The organism is Halorussus lipolyticus, assembly GCF_029338375.1.
GTDB lineage: Archaea > Halobacteriota > Halobacteria > Halobacteriales > Haladaptataceae > Halorussus > Halorussus lipolyticus.
In genome coordinates, this window is record NZ_CP119804.1 from 407769 (window position 1) to 421725 (window position 13957).

The 13957-nt window shown below is 63.2% G+C and carries 18 protein-coding genes; 5 read left to right on the forward strand and 13 right to left on the reverse strand.

Annotated features, from left to right (window positions below):
• The first annotated feature begins 152 nt into the window (after positions 1-152).
• On the forward strand, positions 153-893 hold the full coding sequence (locus tag P2T57_RS02130; protein WP_276300827.1) for an NAD(+)/NADH kinase: 741 nt from the start codon (positions 153-155) through the stop codon (positions 891-893).
• A gap of 89 nt (positions 894-982) precedes the next feature.
• A complete protein-coding gene (locus P2T57_RS02135) occupies positions 983-1423 on the forward strand; it encodes a DUF7313 family protein (RefSeq protein WP_276300828.1) in 441 nt (146 codons plus the stop codon).
• Between the two features lie 448 nt (positions 1424-1871).
• On the opposite strand, the gene P2T57_RS02140 is transcribed toward P2T57_RS02135, so the two are convergent.
• The 10 genes from P2T57_RS02140 to P2T57_RS02185 all read right to left on the reverse strand — a co-directional run bounded on the left by P2T57_RS02140 (position 1872) and on the right by P2T57_RS02185 (position 8608).
• Positions 1872-2126 carry a DUF7314 family protein gene (locus P2T57_RS02140; protein WP_276300829.1) on the reverse strand — a complete coding sequence of 85 codons (255 nt, stop codon included), beginning with the start codon at positions 2124-2126 and terminating at the stop codon, positions 1872-1874.
• The gene (locus P2T57_RS02145) at positions 2119-2439 is read right to left on the reverse strand and encodes a DUF7315 family membrane protein (RefSeq protein WP_276300830.1); all 321 of its coding nucleotides are present in this window, start codon (positions 2437-2439) and stop codon (positions 2119-2121) included. Before P2T57_RS02145 ends, P2T57_RS02140 begins: the two co-directional genes overlap by 8 nt.
• Positions 2440-2460: 21 nt before the next feature.
• Positions 2461-3219, reverse strand: coding sequence for a cytochrome b family protein (locus P2T57_RS02150; RefSeq protein WP_276300831.1), 759 nt, complete (start codon positions 3217-3219; stop codon positions 2461-2463).
• 3 nt (positions 3220-3222) lie between these two features.
• A complete protein-coding gene (locus tag P2T57_RS02155; RefSeq protein WP_276300832.1) occupies positions 3223-4017 on the reverse strand; it encodes a cytochrome b in 795 nt (264 codons plus the stop codon).
• A gap of 3 nt (positions 4018-4020) precedes the next feature.
• Positions 4021-4869 carry a ubiquinol-cytochrome c reductase iron-sulfur subunit gene (locus P2T57_RS02160; protein ID WP_276300833.1) on the reverse strand — a complete coding sequence of 283 codons (849 nt, stop codon included), beginning with the start codon at positions 4867-4869 and terminating at the stop codon, positions 4021-4023.
• Positions 4870-4872: 3 nt separating this feature from the next.
• A complete protein-coding gene (locus tag P2T57_RS02165; RefSeq protein WP_276300834.1) occupies positions 4873-5259 on the reverse strand; it encodes a DUF7318 family protein in 387 nt (128 codons plus the stop codon).
• Between the two features lie 2 nt (positions 5260-5261).
• Complete coding sequence (locus tag P2T57_RS02170) at positions 5262-5894, reverse strand: plastocyanin/azurin family copper-binding protein (RefSeq protein ID WP_276300836.1); 633 nt, start codon at positions 5892-5894, stop codon at positions 5262-5264.
• Between the two features lie 104 nt (positions 5895-5998).
• Entirely contained in the window at positions 5999-6874 is an 876-nt protein-coding gene (locus tag P2T57_RS02175) for a DUF7319 domain-containing protein (protein ID WP_276300837.1), read from the reverse strand.
• Positions 6875-7001: 127 nt separating this feature from the next.
• Positions 7002-7664, reverse strand: coding sequence for an RAD55 family ATPase (locus P2T57_RS02180; protein WP_276300838.1), 663 nt, complete (start codon positions 7662-7664; stop codon positions 7002-7004).
• Positions 7661-8608, reverse strand: a complete 948-nt coding sequence (locus P2T57_RS02185) for a GAF domain-containing protein (protein ID WP_276300839.1) — start codon at positions 8606-8608, stop codon at positions 7661-7663. Before P2T57_RS02185 ends, P2T57_RS02180 begins: the two co-directional genes overlap by 4 nt.
• Positions 8609-8770: 162 nt before the next feature.
• On the opposite strand from P2T57_RS02185, the gene P2T57_RS02190 reads away from it, so the two are divergent.
• Entirely contained in the window at positions 8771-9253 is a 483-nt protein-coding gene (locus tag P2T57_RS02190) for a DUF7321 family protein (RefSeq protein ID WP_276300840.1), read from the forward strand.
• 81 nt (positions 9254-9334) lie between these two features.
• On the opposite strand, the gene P2T57_RS02195 is transcribed toward P2T57_RS02190, so the two are convergent.
• The 3 genes from P2T57_RS02195 to nth form a co-directional block, all read right to left on the reverse strand.
• Positions 9335-10231, reverse strand: coding sequence for a hypothetical protein (locus tag P2T57_RS02195; protein WP_276300841.1), 897 nt, complete (start codon positions 10229-10231; stop codon positions 9335-9337).
• A 209-nt stretch (positions 10232-10440) separates the two neighbouring features.
• Positions 10441-10707, reverse strand: a complete 267-nt coding sequence (locus tag P2T57_RS02200) for a hypothetical protein (RefSeq protein ID WP_276300842.1) — start codon at positions 10705-10707, stop codon at positions 10441-10443.
• Between the two features lie 150 nt (positions 10708-10857).
• Positions 10858-11544 (reverse strand): endonuclease III, encoded by a 687-nt coding sequence (gene nth / locus P2T57_RS02205; protein WP_276300843.1) that lies wholly within the window; start codon positions 11542-11544, stop codon positions 10858-10860.
• Positions 11545-11686: 142 nt separating this feature from the next.
• Between nth and P2T57_RS02210 the strand changes: the two genes are divergently transcribed.
• Positions 11687-12802: a hypothetical protein gene (locus P2T57_RS02210; RefSeq protein WP_276300844.1), complete on the forward strand. Its 1116-nt coding sequence runs from the start codon at positions 11687-11689 to the stop codon at positions 12800-12802.
• A gap of 148 nt (positions 12803-12950) precedes the next feature.
• Entirely contained in the window at positions 12951-13934 is a 984-nt protein-coding gene (gene mvaD, locus P2T57_RS02215) for a phosphomevalonate decarboxylase MvaD (RefSeq protein WP_276300845.1), read from the forward strand.
• The last annotated feature ends 23 nt before the right edge of the window (positions 13935-13957 follow it).

The window sequence follows — 13957 nt, forward strand, 5'->3', positions numbered from 1 at the left end:
ATTCTGCGGCACTGCCCCGACCGCACCGAGGCAGACGGCGCGTCCCGCGCCGAGTACCTCGTCACCCGCCACCCGACTCCGTACCCTTTTCACGGATGACCGCCCAAGAGACACCAAATGCGTAGCGCGAACGAAGAGGAGGTCGGAGGCGCGTGACGCTCGGTATCGTCGGCGACAACTCGGTCGCCGACCGGATACGCGAGACTGCGGAGGACGCAGGCGAGACCGTCGCCCACCGACCCGCCAGCGACCTCCTCGCCGAGAACCCCGAAACCGTCGTCGCGGTCGGCGAGTCGGCCCTGCTGGCGGTCGTCCGCGAGGAGGTCCGCGCGCCGGTTCTGCCGGTCGCCGTCGGCGACGGGTTCGGCGGCGTCCCCGAGGAGAGCGCGGTCCGGGGAGTCGAGCGCCTGCTGGCGGGCGAGTTCGACACGACCGCACGGACGCTCCTCGACGTGTCGGTTGGCGACGAGCGCGTCGGTCCCGCGCTGGCCGACGTGACCCTCGTGACGACCGAACCCGCCCGCATCTCGGAGTACGCCGTCCAGTCGCGCGGTGAACGCGTCTCGCGCTTTCGGGCCGACGGCGTGGTCGTCTCGACGCCGACCGGGAGCCACGGCTACGGCCGGAGCGCGGGCGGCCCGCTCCTCGAACCCGCCACGGGCGTTGTGGCCGTCGTGCCAGTCGCACCCTTCGCGGTGGACGTGGACCACTGGGTCCTCTCGACCGACGACCCGGTGACGCTGACCGTCGAGCGCGACGAGGGCGAGGTCTCGCTCCTGCTGGACGACCGGGCCGAGCGCACCGTCCGACCTCACACGCCGGTCGAGGTCACCGCGGGCGACCCGCTCACGCTCGTCCGGGTCGCCGAGAGCCGACCGTTCTTCGAGCGATAGCCGACCGGGACTGAAAGTTCCGCTCTCTGGCCCGGCGACGAGAGACCCAATGGAAAGGATATAATACGTCGCCTTACCGATTATCGAGTATGGAACCGCTGTCACTACTCGGACCGATTGACACGCTCTTCGCGGACGTCATCGAGTACGTGGTGTTCGCCTTGGTGCTGGTCAACATGGGCACGCGCTGGTGGGCCTACCGGGACTACCGCAAACAGGCTCGGAGCGACGACCACGACGAGGAACTCAGCCGTAACTGGCTCCACGAGGCTTCGAACGTCGTCCTCGTGCTGGGGTCGTTCTACCTGCTGAGCCTCCACCACCACGCTGGCATGGTACTCTCGACGCTCGTCCTCGGTCTCTTCCTCACGGACTTCTTCGAGTTCGAGGCCAAGGAGGTCGAACTCCGGAAGGACGAGAAACTCTCCAGCCCCAAGGGCGCGCTGACCGCCTCGTTCGTGGTGTTCCTCTACGCGGGCTACCTCAGCCTGTTCTTCGTCGTCGAACCGGTCTGGAACGCCATCGTCTAATCGCGGTCCGCGCTTTCTTCGTCGGTCCTCACTCTTACAGTCGCCCGAGCCGCGGGTCTCGCCCGCGGACTGCTGGCCCCGTGGCTTCAGTTCGGACTTGACGCAGGAAGGCCAGCGGTCTTCGGCGTCGGATTCCGTCGGTGCGGGCGCTGGCCGACTCGTCGTTCGAGTCGCTCCTCGGCCTCGCCGGTAGCGCAGGCTAACCGCTACGGGTTCCACAGCATGGCTCAGCCCTCTCGGGGTAGTCGGACTGGCGGTCCCCTCCTCGAACCGCACGATGCGTCCGGCCCGAGTTCGGCCCGGCCTCGTACTTGAACTTCGGGGACAGTCCAGCGCCAAAATAGCCGACGGACTCGACAGCGAGGACCGACCCGGAGAGAAACTGGTAACGTCGATTCAGGGAGCGACGGCTATTCGCGCGGCGAAACGGAGAAGACGAGAGAGGGCGTTACGACGATGCTTCGCGGAGCTGTTCGAGCGCGGGGATGACGACCCAGAAGGCGAGGATGCCGAGGATCATGAACCACGCCAGCACCTCGCGGAGCATGATGGCCGCCTGTCCGTATGCGTCCAATCCCTCCGGAATCGGGCCCCAGAGCTGGGCGTCCTCGAAGCCGGGCGTGGTGTACCAACCCGACAGCACCATCCAGATGAGACCGCCGCCGGTGGCGATGGCCAGTCCCTTGATGAATTCGTCAGCCATTGTTTGATGGTTCGTCGGAGCCGTCTTTAGGTTTTCCCATTCCTTCGGCGCGGAACCGGGTTGCGAAGGCGTAGACCACCGCGCCCGCGGCTATCATCGCCACGCCGAGGAGGGCCATCGGCAGGTTCATCTCTCCGAAGTCGAGTCGCGCCCGCTGGGTCGCGGTGTCGAGGACGATGAACCCGCCCACGACGAACGCGACCGCGAACATGGTCGAGAAGACGGTCACGACCTTGTAGAGACGGAGTGGTACTTCGACTTCGCGTGCGCGAGTCTCCTCGTCGGCGTCGGTGTTGTCGGTACTCGAATCCATGTGAGAAAAATCGCTACGGCGTTACTTCGGCGGTCGGAGCCGGTAGTACCGCCGATTGAGGTCGAACATGTACCCCTCCTGCATCGACTTGAGAACGGCGTAAGCCAGCGTTCCCGCGATGATTGGCAGGAGGAACGTCAGGTCGAACAGTAGGTGTGGGTCGATTGGCGTGAGGTTCTTCGCCGAGTAGATACTGATGGTCCACGCGAAGACGAATCCCGCGAACCCGACCGCGGCCCAGAAGGGCTGTTCGACGGGACGGCGCGCGCTCCCCTTGTTCAGGAAGGGGACGATGGCGATGATACCGACCACGACGAGGTTAGCGACCACGCCGTAGGAGCGGTCGGACAGCAGTTTCTCGCCGCCGAGAATCGCCAGCTCGGGGTTGAGCGGGCCGAGCTTCAGCAGTCCGAACGACCAGTAGAGATACCAGTCGGGCAGGATGACCGCCGGGGTCGAGTTCGGATTGGCTGGCGCACCAAGGTGCGGTGGGAGCGTCGCCGCCAGGAAGATGGTCATCCCGACGAAGAAGCTCGTCAGCGAGAGGTTTCGAATCATCTCGTGAGGCCACACCGGGAAGGCCAGCACGTCACGCTCGACGTAACTGGACTCCTGACGGAGGTCTTGGTCCTCTCGCCGGGCGCGCTCGAAGTACTCGTAGGTCAGCCGGGAGAGACCCTGCGTGCGCTGTTTGCGCTCGCTCCACGTCGGGGTCTCGTCGTCCGGCGGGACGATGCCTGTGCCGCTTCCGTCTGTCTTGGGTTCTTCTTCTTCGCTCATGATTTAGTGCGGTTCTGCGATGCCCTGAATCCACACGATGCCGATGTGGACCGCGATGAGCGTCGTCACGACGAACGGGAGCAGGAAGACGTGCATGATGTACATGCGCTGGAGCGTCGCCTGCCCGAGGCTGAATCCGCCGAAGATGAGCTGGGCGATCCACTCACCGACGAGCGGAATCGACCGCGCCATCTCGACGCCGATCTGTCCGGCCCAGAAGGCCAGCTGGTCCCACGGGAGCAGGTAGCCCGTGTATCCGAACACCATCGTGAGACTGATGAGGATGATACCGATGATCCAGTTCAGTTCGCGCGGTTCCTTGTACGCCCCGGTGAAGTACACTCGGAGCATGTGGAGGAACACCGCGGCGACCATCACCTGTGCCGACCAGCGATGGATGGACCGGAGCATGAACCCGAAGTTCAGCTCCGTCATGATGAACGCCAACTGGTTGTACGCCGTCGTCGGGTCGCCTGTCGTCGCTGGCGCGTAGTAGAACCCGAGTAAGGCCCCACTCAGCGCCGCAATGACGTAGGCGATGGTCGAGAAGCTACCGAGCGCGTACAGCGGGTACCAGTACCAGAACTTGTTGTCCAAGTTGTACTGCTCGGTGTGGCTCTTGGGCATCTGCATGTTGACCCTGTAGTAGAGGGTCTCCATGATCTCGAGGTAATCGACGATGCGGAACCGCTTGTCCAGCCAGATGAGGACCGTCAGGAAAGTTGTCTCTACCGGCGTGAGGTTCTTCTCCCGCATCCACTCGCCGTGGTCGTAGTCGTCTTTGCGTTCGAGACTCATTGATTATTCCTCCGGTCGCGGGAGCGCGACGAACGATTTCTCGACGATGTTGAAGGGGTCGTAGACCGACTGGTGACACTGGCAGTAGATCATGTTCTCTGCGCTGGCCACCTTCGACCCTTTCAGGCCCTTGAACGTCGGCACACAACAAAAGTGCGTGCATTTGTTCAGGTTTGCGATAAATCCTTCCTCGGTACTGGCCTTGAGCCACTGGTTGCTCTTGGCCATCTCCTCGACGCGGGTACTCCGGATGACTTGAATCGGAATCGTGGACGACGCGGGCACGTCTTGCGAGCGCCACGTCCCCTGTGCGGGCTTACCGAGGCCGCTCTTACCGATGCCGTTGCCCCACGTCTGGTAGTCGTCGAAGTCGTCGACGTGGATTTTCTGGCCGCCCTCGACACTTTCGTTCTGCCACGTGAACTTCGAGTTGCCCGTGTAGCGGAAGTAGTTATCTTGATCCGCGTCAGGCTTGAGACCGGGACTGGTCTGGACGCCGCAGTACTGGAACCACTCGTTGGAGTAGGTCTTGCCGCCGAGGTCCATCCGGGCGACCTTGACTTCGCGTCCCTGCTGTTCGACCGTCTTGACCTCGGGCCAGACGCCCTTGAGGTATCCCTCCGAGTCGATTTCGATGGGAATCTGGGGCATCCCGCGCGGGGCCGGTCCCGCGGTGTTCTCCATCGCCATGAACTTCGTAATACCACCGCCCGCGCCGGTCGGGGCGGTGGCAGAGTTGATACCTGCCGCGGCGGCGGTGCCGACCCCGGCGAGGGAGGCACTACCGACGACGCCCTTCACGAAGCGGCGACGACCTGTGCTTTCCGGATATTTGTCTTCTTCTTCTGGCATTGTTTATCGTTTGTAGTACGGGTAGACTGCGTGCTTGAACTGTTCCCACGCGTTACCGAGGGAGTCGGCGCCGTGTTGCTGTTCTTCGCGGATGTAGAGGTCCTCCCACTTGCGACGACGCTTCTTGACGATCATCACGTCCGGGAGGAACTCCTTGCGGTACAACAGGAGGACGAACGCGAGGTCGATGAAGATGACCGCGAGGATGAACCCGAGGTACATGTTCCCGACCCCGCTGTACCCCCAACCGCTCACTAGCCCGTAGGTGAACAGACCGACGAAGACGACCTCGACCACCGTCAACAGAACGATGGCGATGGCCGCGGCCGTACTCTCGCGGGCCGGTTCGTAGCGGTGAATGTCGCCGTAGGTTGAGCCTGTGGATGACATGGTTATCTGTTACTCCCGCTCGCGTGCGGTGATTCGCCGTACTTCACGGTAAAGAACGTGTAGATGATCGAGACGACGATCATCAGGAGGGTTGCCAGTCCGACGAAGTGCGCTTGGAACGGCACGCCCATGTGTTTCGGGTCGGCTTCGCCGCCACCGCCGCCGGTCTTCGGACCGCCCTCTTGGACCGTAATGGAACCGACCATTCCGGCGGTCTTGTGGGGCTGGCAGAAGTACTCGTAGGTACCCGTCGTCTCGAAGGTGTAACTGTACTCGTAACCCGTGTCGTAGGTCTTGCTCGCGCCGCCCTCGGTCCCTTCCCAGTTCGCACCGTCGGGTTGGCCATCGGGGACGACGTTGTGGTTGTCTGACTCCCAGACGAACTTGACCGTCGTGCCGGGAGCAATTGTGATCTCGGCGGGTTCGAACACAAGGCTCCCGCCGGGACCGACTATCACCTCTTTGGTCGGACCGCCACCGCCGGACTGACCTCCAGTCGCGGTTTCGTTGGCGGCGGTCGTGGTCTCGTTTCCAGAGGCAGTCGTGGTGTTGCCGGACGACGTGGTAGTCGTCTCCTGTGCCCCGGCGGCCGTCGCCCCCGCGGCAGTTCCGCCAGCAACACCGCTGGCTGCCATCAGAAAGTCCCGCCTCTTCATACACATGAATCTCAGGACAGGACTTGCTTAAACCCACCGATGCCGCCGGACCGTGGTTTCCGCCAGTAGACGCCCGGACGCCACTAGTTGCCACCTTCAGACGCCGAGGAGACTTCGGTCTCTGCTGTGGTGTCGTCCGGGACCGAATCGGCCTGCTCGCCGTCCTCTCCGGGGAGGAAATCGGGGCGGTCGTCGTCCTCCAGTCCGACCGCTCGGAGGCGGTTGCGGTACTCCTCGGCCCGGAACCGGTCGGAGAGTCGGGCGTTCGCCACCAGCAGGAAGACGAACACGCCGAAGACGAAGAACCCCATCGAGGCCACCGCCGCGACGATGGGCAGGCCCATCGCTATCCACGCGGCGAACAGCGCGACCCCCGCGAGGACGTGGACCCCCGCGATAACCTGCATCAACTGGTTGCCGAGTTGGCCCGAGCCTTCGGGAACCTCGGCGGGGTCGGGAAGCACGTCGCCCTCCGGAGGTTCGGGGACCTCGTAGCTCTCCATCGACGCCAGCGCGACCGAGGGTTTCACGTCCCGGAGAACGGTCCCGCTCCCCTCGACGGTCCCGTCTGGATAGACCACGGCGTAGCCCTCGTCGGAGTACGCCAGTAGTTGGGTCTCACCTTCCTGTTGGATGCGCTCGACCACGGCGAACACGTCCCGGTCGGCGACTCGGCTCTTGAGGTCGGCCTCCACTCTGTCGAGGAGTTCGTCGCCCGTAATCCACGAGTCGTGGTCGAAGGCGGTCTCCCACTCCTCGTAGCTCATCTCGGCCATGTCCTGCGGGCCGAAGTCCTCGAAGTCGTACTTCTGTTCTATCTCCTCGGGGCTGAGTCGGGGACCCTCGTCGTCGCGTCGCTCGCCGATGTCCGCATCGCGGTGTTCGGGCGCGCTCGCGTCCCGCGACTCCGGGGCGTCCGCAGATTGCTCGCCCGCCGGGTCGTCCGAGGCGTCGGTCATTGTCCGAAACTCACACCTGAAGCGGCATAAGCGCCGCGACGTTGGGCCGAGATTCGCTGTCGCGCCAACTGACGAGAGCTGACCGCAAGACAATCCTAAACAATTGCGAAAGAAATATAGAGATTGCTCAGAACTCGGTCCACTCCCGCGAGTGGCCGCTGAGGCCCCGAACTCGAAGCTCTCGGTCGCCGTCGCGCTCTCGAACGTCGATGCGGCCGTCGCAGAGTTGGGTCATGGTGCTGACCACGCGCTCGTCCTGCGTCGAGGGGTCGATGAGGAACACGCCGAGACCGTCCGTGGCCGCGATGCGCCCGCTGACGGTGTGGACGAACCGCGAGACGGTCTGGAACTCCGAGTACATCAACAGCGTCGAGAGCGAGTAGAGACCGGCCCGGACGCGCTCGGCGCTCGCCCGGTGGATGGTCTGATACAGGCCCGAGAACTCGATGCCGATGCCGGTCAGGTCACCCGGACTCGACACGGTTTCGATGCGCTCGGAGAACCGTTCCCTACCGTGCTGTTTGCTCACGCAGTCCACGATGCCGAACCGGTCGCGTTCGACGCCGCCGCAGAGCCGGTCGCACTCGGACAGCACCTTCTCGCCGCCCTTGTTGGTCGTGACCAGCACCATCCCCTCGTCGCGTTCGTTGCCGGCGGTGACGAGGCGGAGCGCGAGGTCCCGCGTCCCTGCCATCGTCGCCCCCGACACGAGGAGGTTCGTCCCCGGTTCGACCCCCTCGATGGGCAGGTCGTCGTCGAACTCGTAGCGCGCGGTCTGGCGTTGGCTCACTCACGACCACCTCCGAGTCGGGCCTCGGGCGCGTCGCGTTCCGAGTCGGCGAGTTCGTCCCGGAGTTCCGTGACCTCGTTGTGGAGTTCGAGGAGGTCGGTGGTCACGTCCGCGAGCGTCCGGAGGAACGCCCGGTCGTCGTCCGAGAAGGTCCGTCGCTCCTCGTCGTAGGCGCAGAGCGTCCCGATGGTCAACCCCTCCGAGATGGTCAGGTCGGCCCCCGCGTAGGAGCGAATCCCGAGGTCCCGTAACTCGTCGTTGTGTTCGAACCGGGGGTCTTCGTGTACGTCCTCGATGACGGTCACGTCCTCGTCGTCCACGATGGCGTAGGTGCAGATGGACTCCTCGCGGTGGGTCGGCGTCCAGTCCGCGCCGTGGCACGCCAGAAACTCTTGGCTGTGTTCCTTGATGATGTTGACCGACGCCAGCGGCGTGTCGAGGTGCTGGGCTGTGAGGTCGGTGATTCGCTCGACTTCGGCCTCCAGCGCCTCGGGGTCGAGGTCGTAGTCGTCGAGCGCGTCGAGTCGCTCCTGTTCGTTCTGCGGGACGGGGTAGGCGGTCTGGGCGCGGAGCGTGGCGGTGAACTCCACCACGTCCCACAACCGCCGGGCGGCGTTCGGGGTGTCGCGGTCCACGTACTCGGCCACGGCGTTTCCGAACTCCTCGGTGGCGAACGCCGACCGGTCGGCCGCGGTGTAGAGGACACACCCGACGCTCGGCCGGACCTCGCGGACGCGCTCGGCGAGGTCGAACCCGGTCCAGTCGCCGAGGTCGTACTCCGTCACCACGCAGTCGGTCGGGTTCTCCCGGACCCACTCGGTGGCGTCCTCGACCGACGCCGCGGGCCGGACCTCGCCGGCGTCGCTCTCGGCCCGCAGTTGTTCCAGCGCCGCCGCTCTCCTCGATTCGTCGGGGTCCACGTAAAGGACGGTCGCTCCTGTCATCGGGGGTCTTATCGGTACTCGTATTTCGCGCGGGATTAAATTTGGCCCTCTCGGCGGGGAATTTACGAGGGCAAACGTGTCATTTGGATAGTTATGATACTTCGCACGCGGGCGAAGGGCGTTTCCGCACGTCTTAACCGCCCGCGCTCCTAACCGCCGCGCATGGCGAGCGAGACCCTCGTTGCCGCCGGGATGGCCCTCGTGGTCACCGCCAGTCTCCCCTTCTACCTCTACGGGGCGTGGTACATTCTGGACCAAGAGGTGGTGACGTGGGACGTGCTGATACACCACCTCAAGTACATCACGGTGGGCCTCCTGCTGACGACGATTCCCGTCGTGGGGTGGATGGCCCCGCGCTTCTTCGACCAGTTGGGCGGATTCGCGGCGCTCCACGCCTTTCTGGGCTTGCAGGCCTACGCGATGCTCGTCGTCGCGCTGACGGGCATCGTCCGCATCTTTCAGGTCAAGCACCAGCACGATTTGTACGACACCGCGGACCGCGACGTGGACATCGGGGAACTCCACGAGAACATGGGCGCGTGGCGGGGCCGGCTCCGCATCGGGGTCGCGGGCTACGTCTTCTTCTGGCTGTTGGCGTGGCTGGTCGGAATGATTCGGTTCTTCTTGGACTACGTGCTGTACTGAGCGGCTATCGAGAACGAGTCGTTCGGCGAACGTCTACGCCAATCGAGCAAAGCGGAGAAAGAGAATGAACAGGGCGTCTATCTACTGGTCGTACTTACAGTCGTACGGATAGGTCAGATACTTTTTCTCGAAATCGTCTGCGGTAACCCAGATAGTGTCTTTCTGGCAATCGTCCATCAGGACGTTACCGTCAGTCGCACAATCCGCAGTCGTTGAAGCGCCAGCAGATAGCGCGAGGAGGCAGAGACCACAACTCAGCTTCGTTGGGTCGGCCGCACAGGCGGCACACGCCGTCACGCTTCCAACGACGCTTCCCGCAATTTGGAGCATACACGACCAGTCCCAGCTATTGCAGGTGACTGTTTCCACGAGACAGCACTGGGAACAACCCCCTCCACCACCGGAAAGATTATCGTTCACACTAACGGTGCCACCACCGTCAAACGAGCCTTCTTTCGTCGTCACTACTCCTGATTCGACGCGATACGCCTCAACTCTCCAACTGGTACTAGTCGTCGAACTCTTGGAATTCATCAACGTCTCGGCGCTCTTCTTATCTTCGCGGGACGCGACATGACCGAGGACTTGCGGAAGTTCAGTACCTTCTATCTCCCTGTCGAACCAGAGTAGATTCGCTTGTAGCTTCTCTCCGCCGCCAGTTTCGAAGGGGAGCAGTACGAATTTATAGTTTTTCCCGTTCTTCCGGTTCACCTTCGTACAGACCGCTTCTTTCTTATTCGCTTTCCATTTTTTGCCCTGATATCGGTTCGATTTGAATTCTTTCCGTATTTTCCTGAAGTCACTCGACTGAAATGCTTCCTTGAGAGTCCTCTTTCGCTCTTTTCCCGAAATCTGAATCGTTTCGTTTGCCTCTAACGCCGCCGTCACTTCCTGAGAACTGAACGTTACAGATGCAAACCCAGCCGCGCCGACAGATTTCAGCATACTCCGCCTACTGATGCCATTTTTCTCGGACATAGCGTCTTACCGGAGAAATCAACCACGCATATACTTTTATCTCCCATACTAGCAAAAATTTTCTCTATAGGACCCATATTACCACATATTGTATGTAAATATCTAAGGTCTTTTATCCTCCGAGTAAGCAGAGAATCTGACCTCGGCCCAGACAGCTCGACGTACACATCCATGCAAATGTCCCGAACAGCAGTTGGAAGAGTTCTTACTCAGAGCAACTCGAGACCGAGGCCGACGGTAAAGACGAGCGCCGAGATAACGGCCCCATACGTCAACGGACTCCCCGCGGGCGGGCCACCGGCCGCGTCCGGTCGCACCACTCCATAGAGTCCGACGAGTGCGATTCCGAGTCCGGAGACGCACATAACGATAATCGACAGCGAGCGGTTTCCTCCGAGGAGTTTGACGGCGACATTGAGTAAGAGAGAGACTCCCAAAACGAGGAAAGATATCCAAAACACACGTGACGATGCCATACGGTGGGAGTGCATACTCCTGCTAAAATAGCTTTCGATGAATTCGGTAATCAACGCGAGCGAAAGGATACAAAAAGAAACCGGTTACAAAACTCTTGTTCGGTAATCGAACATCAGGGTCCGGTTCCCCAGTATCTAACTGGTTCTCGACTACTTCCACGCCTCGCCACTCGCCAAGTCCACGTCGTGGTCCACCTTCGAGGAGGGACACAAATCCTCCAGCACGCAGTCCGAGCAGTCGGGGTTCCGGGCGGTGCAGGTCGCTCGCCCGTGGCTGATGAACAGGTGGGTGTACTTCTGCCACTCGTCCTCGGGCACGATGCCCATCAGGTCCTCCTCGATGGCCTCGGGGCGCTCCTCCTCCGTGAGGCCGAGTCTGCGCGAGATGCGCTGGACGTGGGTGTCCACCACGATGCCCTCCACCACGTCGTGGCCGTGCTGGAGGACCACGTTGGCGGTCTTGCGCCCGACGCCCTTGAGTTCAGTGAGTTCGTCCATCGTGTCGGGGACCTCGCCGCCGTACTCGTCCCTGATGAGTTGGGCAGAGGTCTTGATGTAGTCGGCCTTGCTGTTGTGGTAGGTGATGGAGCCGATGTCGTCCGAAAGCTCGTCCTCGTCGGCCTCGGCGTAGTCCTCGACGGTCTCGTACTTCTCGAACAGGTGTTCGGTCTCCTTGTTCACGCGCTCGTCGGTACACTGCGCCGACAGCATCACCGCAATCAGGAGTTCGAGTCGGTTCGAGAAGTTGAGCGAGATAGTCGAGTCGGGATACTCGTCGTAGAGTCGGTCGATGACCTCCTCGGCTTGGGCCTCGCGGGTGTCGAGTGGCTCTCCCATGCCAGATGGCTTGGCCGGGAGGGGTTTGAGCTATTCGGCTTGCGCCGGGTCCGGAGACGGGTCGGCGACGCCGGGAACTACCACGGGAGAAACCAATACTCTTATCTACGTAACTTGGAGTTGAAAATTGTAGAGTTCGAGGATGAAATATCGTGATTTACGTGTCGGTCTCGTCTATCTCGTCCTCTCGCTGGCGAACGCCGCCGCGAGGTACGGCCACGTGGCGTTCGGCGACGCCGCGGTGGACAAGGACGCCAGAAACTCCTACCGACCGTTGGCCGAGGCCGTCAACTCCGGGACGCCGCTGTACTTCGACGGCGCGGCGACCAACAAACCGCCGGGGTTCCTGCTGACCGACGTGGGCGTCGAGTCGCTCGGACACTACCTCCCGGTGTTTCTGCTCCTCGTCGGTCTCGCCAACTTCGGGGCCGCCGTTCTCCTCTACCGGTACGTCGCGCGCTCGAACTGGCAGGCCGGTGTCGTCGCGGGCGGTGTCTTCCTGTTGGCGCTCTACCCCGTCTCGGGCTACTACGTCAACGTCCGTAGCTTCGCGGTGCTGTTTCTGTTGGGAAGCCTCCTCGCGTCCCGTCCGGTGGTCCGAGGAGTCCTGTTCGCGGTGGCCGGGTTGTTCACCCAGTACGTCGTCTTCCTCCTCCCGCTGGTCGCCGCGCCGGTCGTCTCTCGGGCGAAATTCGACGCCCGGAAGGTGGCGACGTTCTGCGCGGGCGGGGTCGGCGTGACCGCGCTGGCGTGGGGCGTGGTCCTCGGCGTCTGGGGGACGGAATCGGTGCTGGCGGGTCTCGACTGGACCTACGGCCTCCCGACCGGCGTGGAGACCCAACCCGCGTGGGGCGACCGAACCGGCATCGGCGGCGGCACGGAACCGAGGAGCTACCTCGCTCGGTCGTGGCTGGTCGCCCAACCCGGCCAGTGGGTCGCCCGCCTCGGCCTCCACGGTGCCCCGATTGCGCCCGTGGTCGCCGGGGCCGCGCTCGGCGCGGTCCGAACGATGACCTGCGAGCGAAGCGAGTTCCGCGTCGAACTCGTCGCGGCCGGGGCGCTCGCGGCAGTTCCCTTCCTCGTGCGCGCGCTCATCGACTACTGGATTCTCCCGCTCCCGTTCTTCGCGGCGCTCGCCGCGCTCTACGTGACCGGGGACTTGGCGGAGAGCGGACCGGAGGAGTCCGCCGAAGCGTCCTCCGACGAGACCTCGGGGGTCCAGAACGCTGGCGTGGCGGACGCGCCGGGACGAAGCTAAGTCTCGAACCGTCGGAAGCAAACAATTACATATCTCTACCAAATAATATCCTTCCTAAAACAATCGGGCGTATTCCCCGGTACGTCTCGCGCGAGGCCACTATCGGAGTACCGAGAGTTTTAACCTGTCCAACCACCCGCGTCAAAGCATGAAGGCGACCGCGAAGGCCCACCCGATTCAGGGCTTGGTCAAGTACCACGGGATGCGCGACGAAGACCTGCGTCTCCCCTACCACGACAGCATCAGCCTCTGCACCGCGCCGAGTCACACCAAGACCACCGTCGAGTTCGACCCCGACCTCGACGCCGACACCTTCGTCGTCGGCGGCGAGGAGTTACAGGCCCACGAGGCCGACCGAGTAGCCAGCGTCGTCGCCGAGGTCCGAGCGCGGGCCGACGCCGACCACGCTCAGTACCCAGTCCGACTGGAGAGCGAGAACTCCTTCCCCTCGAACGTGGGGCTTGGGTCCTCGTCGTCCGGGTTCGCCGCCGCCGCGATGGCGCTGGCCGAGGCCGCGGACCTCGACCTCTCTCGGCCCGAAATCTCGACCATCGCGCGCCGCGGTTCATCCTCGGCGGCCCGCGCCGTCACCGGCGGGTTCTCCGACCTCCACACCGGTCTCAACGACGAGGACTGTCGCTCGGAACGCCTCGAATCGCCGCTCGAAGACGACGTGCGAATCGTCGCGGGACTGGTCCCGGCGTACAAGGAGACCGAACACGCCCACCGCGAGGCCGCCGACAGCCACATGTTCGAGGCGCGACTCTCGCACATCCACGACCAACTCGCCGAGATGCGCGACGCGCTCCGCGAGGGCGATTTCCAGCGCGTCTTCGAGACGGCGGAACACGACTCGCTCTCGCTGGCGGCGACCACGATGACCGGCCCCTCCGGGTGGGTCTACTGGAAGCCAGAGACCATCGCCATCTTCAACGCCGTCCGGCAACTCCGCGAGGAGGAAGACGTGCCGGTCTACTTCTCGACCGACACCGGCGCGAGCGTCTACGTCAACACGACCGAGGAGTACGTCGAGAGAGTCCGAGAAGTCGTCTCCGACTGCGGCGTCGAGACGATGGTCTGGGAAGTCGGCGGTCCCGCCCGGATTCTGGACGAGAGCGAAGCCCTGTTCTAAGCGTCATAGACCACCTGCTAGCA

Excerpts from the sequence above, each read along its gene's own strand:
- P2T57_RS02135 (WP_276300828.1), top strand. The coding sequence starts at position 983 with ATGGAACCGCTGTCACTACTCGGACCGATTGACACGCTCTTCGCGGAC.
- P2T57_RS02140 (WP_276300829.1), bottom strand. The coding sequence starts at position 2,126 with ATGGCTGACGAATTCATCAAGGGACTGGCCATCGCCACCGGCGGCGGT.
- P2T57_RS02145 (WP_276300830.1), bottom strand. The coding sequence starts at position 2,439 with ATGGATTCGAGTACCGACAACACCGACGCCGACGAGGAGACTCGCGCA.
- P2T57_RS02150 (WP_276300831.1), bottom strand. The coding sequence starts at position 3,219 with ATGAGCGAAGAAGAAGAACCCAAGACAGACGGAAGCGGCACAGGCATC.
- P2T57_RS02155 (WP_276300832.1), bottom strand. The coding sequence starts at position 4,017 with ATGAGTCTCGAACGCAAAGACGACTACGACCACGGCGAGTGGATGCGG.
- P2T57_RS02160 (WP_276300833.1), bottom strand. The coding sequence starts at position 4,869 with ATGCCAGAAGAAGAAGACAAATATCCGGAAAGCACAGGTCGTCGCCGC.
- P2T57_RS02165 (WP_276300834.1), bottom strand. The coding sequence starts at position 5,259 with ATGTCATCCACAGGCTCAACCTACGGCGACATTCACCGCTACGAACCG.
- P2T57_RS02170 (WP_276300836.1), bottom strand. The coding sequence starts at position 5,894 with ATGGCAGCCAGCGGTGTTGCTGGCGGAACTGCCGCGGGGGCGACGGCC.
- P2T57_RS02175 (WP_276300837.1), bottom strand. The coding sequence starts at position 6,874 with ATGACCGACGCCTCGGACGACCCGGCGGGCGAGCAATCTGCGGACGCC.
- P2T57_RS02185 (WP_276300839.1), bottom strand. The coding sequence starts at position 8,608 with ATGACAGGAGCGACCGTCCTTTACGTGGACCCCGACGAATCGAGGAGA.
- P2T57_RS02190 (WP_276300840.1), top strand. The coding sequence starts at position 8,771 with ATGGCGAGCGAGACCCTCGTTGCCGCCGGGATGGCCCTCGTGGTCACC.
- P2T57_RS02195 (WP_276300841.1), bottom strand. The coding sequence starts at position 10,231 with ATGTCCGAGAAAAATGGCATCAGTAGGCGGAGTATGCTGAAATCTGTC.
- P2T57_RS02200 (WP_276300842.1), bottom strand. The coding sequence starts at position 10,707 with ATGGCATCGTCACGTGTGTTTTGGATATCTTTCCTCGTTTTGGGAGTC.
- nth (WP_276300843.1), bottom strand. The coding sequence starts at position 11,544 with ATGGGAGAGCCACTCGACACCCGCGAGGCCCAAGCCGAGGAGGTCATC.
- P2T57_RS02210 (WP_276300844.1), top strand. The coding sequence starts at position 11,687 with ATGAAATATCGTGATTTACGTGTCGGTCTCGTCTATCTCGTCCTCTCG.
- mvaD (WP_276300845.1), top strand. The coding sequence starts at position 12,951 with ATGAAGGCGACCGCGAAGGCCCACCCGATTCAGGGCTTGGTCAAGTAC.